Origin of the sequence: Thiohalocapsa sp. (assembly GCF_019695415.1) — a bacterium.
Classification (GTDB): domain Bacteria; phylum Pseudomonadota; class Gammaproteobacteria; order Chromatiales; family Chromatiaceae; genus Thiohalocapsa.
In genome coordinates, this window is the sequence record NZ_JAIFKJ010000466.1 from 1 (window position 1) to 2620 (window position 2620).

The following is a 2620-nucleotide window of genomic DNA, read 5'->3' on the forward strand; positions in this document are numbered from 1 at the left end:
TCAGCGACTTACGTCGCCGAAAATGGCGGGGCGTCCTGCCCCGCACGGGAAGCGCTAATAAATCAGCGCTTCCCTAATCGTGATGCGAGACGGCAATCCCTCGGATATGGACTCCGCGGTGCCGATTTGGCGCGAAGACAGCGGCGGCGCCGGGGCGGCTCAGCGGGGGCTGATCTTGGTACCGACGCCTTCGTCGGTGAAGAGGTCCAGCAGCACCGCGTGCTCCACCCGCCCATCCAGGATATGGGCGGCACGCACACCCGCCTTCACGGCTTCCACTGCGCACCCCACCTTCGGCAGCATGCCGCCGGCGATGACGCCCTCGTTGATCAGGCTCTGCACCCGTCCCAGATCCAGCTCGCGGATGAGCTCCCCTTCCGCGTCCAGTAGACCTGCGGTGTTCGTCAGCAGGATGAGCTTCTCGGCGTGGAGGACCTCGGCCACCTTGCCCGCCACCAGGTCCGCGTTGATGTTGTACGAGAAGCCATCGGCCCCGACCCCGATAGGGGCGATGACAGGGATGAAATTGCCCCCCACCAGCATGTTCACGACGCTGACGTCGATGCTCTCCACCTCGCCCACGTGGCCCAAGTCGATGATCTCCGGTGCGGACAGCTCCGGCGCATCGCGGCGCAGCAGCATCTTGCGGGCGCGGATCAGATCGCCGTCCTTACCGGTGAGGCCGACGGCGTTGCCGCCGTGCTGGTTGATGAGGTTGACGATCTCTTTGTTCACCAGGCCGCCCAGGACCATCTCCACCACGTCCATGGTCTCGCTGTCGGTAACCCGCATGCCGTCGACGAACTCGCTGGCCTTACCCAAGCGCTCCAGCAGTTGGCCAATCTGCGGTCCGCCGCCGTGCACCAGCACCGGATTGAGCCCCACCAACTTCATCAGCACGATGTCGCGGGCGAAGCCGTCTTTGAGGCGCTGCTCGACCATGGCGTTGCCGCCGTATTTGATGACCATGGTCTTGCCGGCGAAGCGGCGGATATAAGGCAGCGCCTCGATGAGGACACGGGCGATGTTGCGGGCGCGATCTTCGGGAAGAGACATGCGGCAAATTCCTGAGCTTGAGGCCTGCGGCGTCAGCGCGTGCCGAACGGGGCGGATCAGAAAGGCAGGTCCAGATGCGGCGCTGCCGCATGCATCATGCGCCGGAAGAGGCCCTGGACCTTGTCCAACGCCAGCTGATCGTCCGCCTCGAAGCGGAATACCAGCCCAGGCTGGGTGTTGGAGGCGCGGATCAGCCCCCAGCCCTGGTCCAGCTCCGCGCGCAGGCCGTCGGTGGTGTTGACCTCGACGCCATCGAGCCGGTCCGCCATAGCGAGCACCGACGCCATGATGCTTCTGTGCTCGCCCGCTCGCAGCGGAACGAGGAGCTCCGGCGTGCTGATACCGACAGGACAGTCGGCGAAAACGTCGGCGCTGGGCCGCGGATCACGCGCGAGCACCTCCAGCAACCGGGCCGCGGCATAGAAGGCATCATCGAACCCGTTCCAACGGTCTGCGAAGACGATGTGACCGGAGAGCTCGCCACCCAAGGGGGCACCCAGCTCACGTACCTTCTGCTTGATGAAGCTGTGTCCCGACTTCCACATCATGGGCCGGCCGCCGTTGCTCAGTACAGCGGCCCCAAGATGGTGGCTGCACTTGACGTCGTAGACGACAACGCTGCCTGGGGCCCGCGCGAGCAGGTCGGCCGCCAGCAGCATGAGCATGCGATCCGCGGCAATGAAGTTGCCGGCGGAGTCGACCACCCCCAGGCGGTCGCCGTCGGCATCGAAAGCGAGCCCGAGATCCGCGCCGGTGCCGATGACCGCATCGGCGAGTGCCTCGAGGTTTTTCGGCTGTGCCGGATCCGGCATATGCTGATCGGCCTGTGCCGGATCCATGTCGCAGCACAGCTCGCTGACCTCGCATTGCAGCGCCCGAAACAGCGCCGGCGCCAGACGGCTCGCCGTGGCGAAGCCACAGTCGACAACGACCTTCAGGGGCCGGGCCAAAGCGATGCCGTCACAAACGTCGCGAATGTAGTCGGCCGTGGCGTCGAGCTCCGTGCGCCGCCCCTCGCCCCGCTCGAAGTCACCGCGCAGGATACGCTGGCGCAGGCCCTGAATCTGGGCCTCGCTCGCGGCGCGGCCGCCGAGGACGATCTTGAGGCCGTTGTAGGCCGCAGGATTGTGGCTCGCGGTGACGACGGCGGCACTGGTGAGCCCCTGGAGATACGCGACGTAGTAGGCAAGGGGTGTCGGCGCCACGCCGAGGTCGAGCACGTCGCAGCCGGTCTCGCGCAGGCCCGTGATGAGGGCCTCCGTGAGGGCAGGCCCTGACGGGCGTTGGTCACGGGCGACGACGCAGCTGCGCTGCCCCTGGATCGCCGTCTCGCTCCCCACGGCTCGACCCAGAAGGCGCATCGTCGGCGGGTCGATCTCGCTGCCGACGAGCCCCCGGATGTCATAAGCGCGGAAAATGTGGGCTGGCACAGTCGCCTGGCCCAGGTCCCCACCGGCGGCCGCGGCCGCCTCAGCGGGCGCCGGCCACCTGGCCCGAGCGCCGCCAGACGCGGGGGGCAGGCCCGGGCGCAGGGTCAAACCCGCCCCCTGTGGCCCAAGCCCCC

Annotated in this window: 2 protein-coding genes; both read right to left on the reverse strand. The window is 67.4% G+C overall.

What is annotated here, in order from left to right; genetic code table 11:
• Positions 1 to 159: 159 nt before the first annotated feature.
• Positions 160 to 1056, reverse strand: a complete 897-nt coding sequence (argB, locus tag I6U14_RS13020; RefSeq protein ID WP_296899946.1) for an acetylglutamate kinase — start codon at positions 1054 to 1056, stop codon at positions 160 to 162.
• A 56-nt stretch (positions 1057 to 1112) separates the two neighbouring features.
• A partial coding sequence (locus tag I6U14_RS13025; RefSeq protein WP_367115667.1) for a phosphomannomutase/phosphoglucomutase occupies positions 1113 to 2620 on the reverse strand: 1508 nt, incomplete at its 5' end.

Coding starts and splice junctions, on each gene's coding strand:
- argB (WP_296899946.1), bottom strand. CDS start 1,056: ATGTCTCTTCCCGAAGATCGCGCCCGCAACATCGCCCGTGTCCTCATC.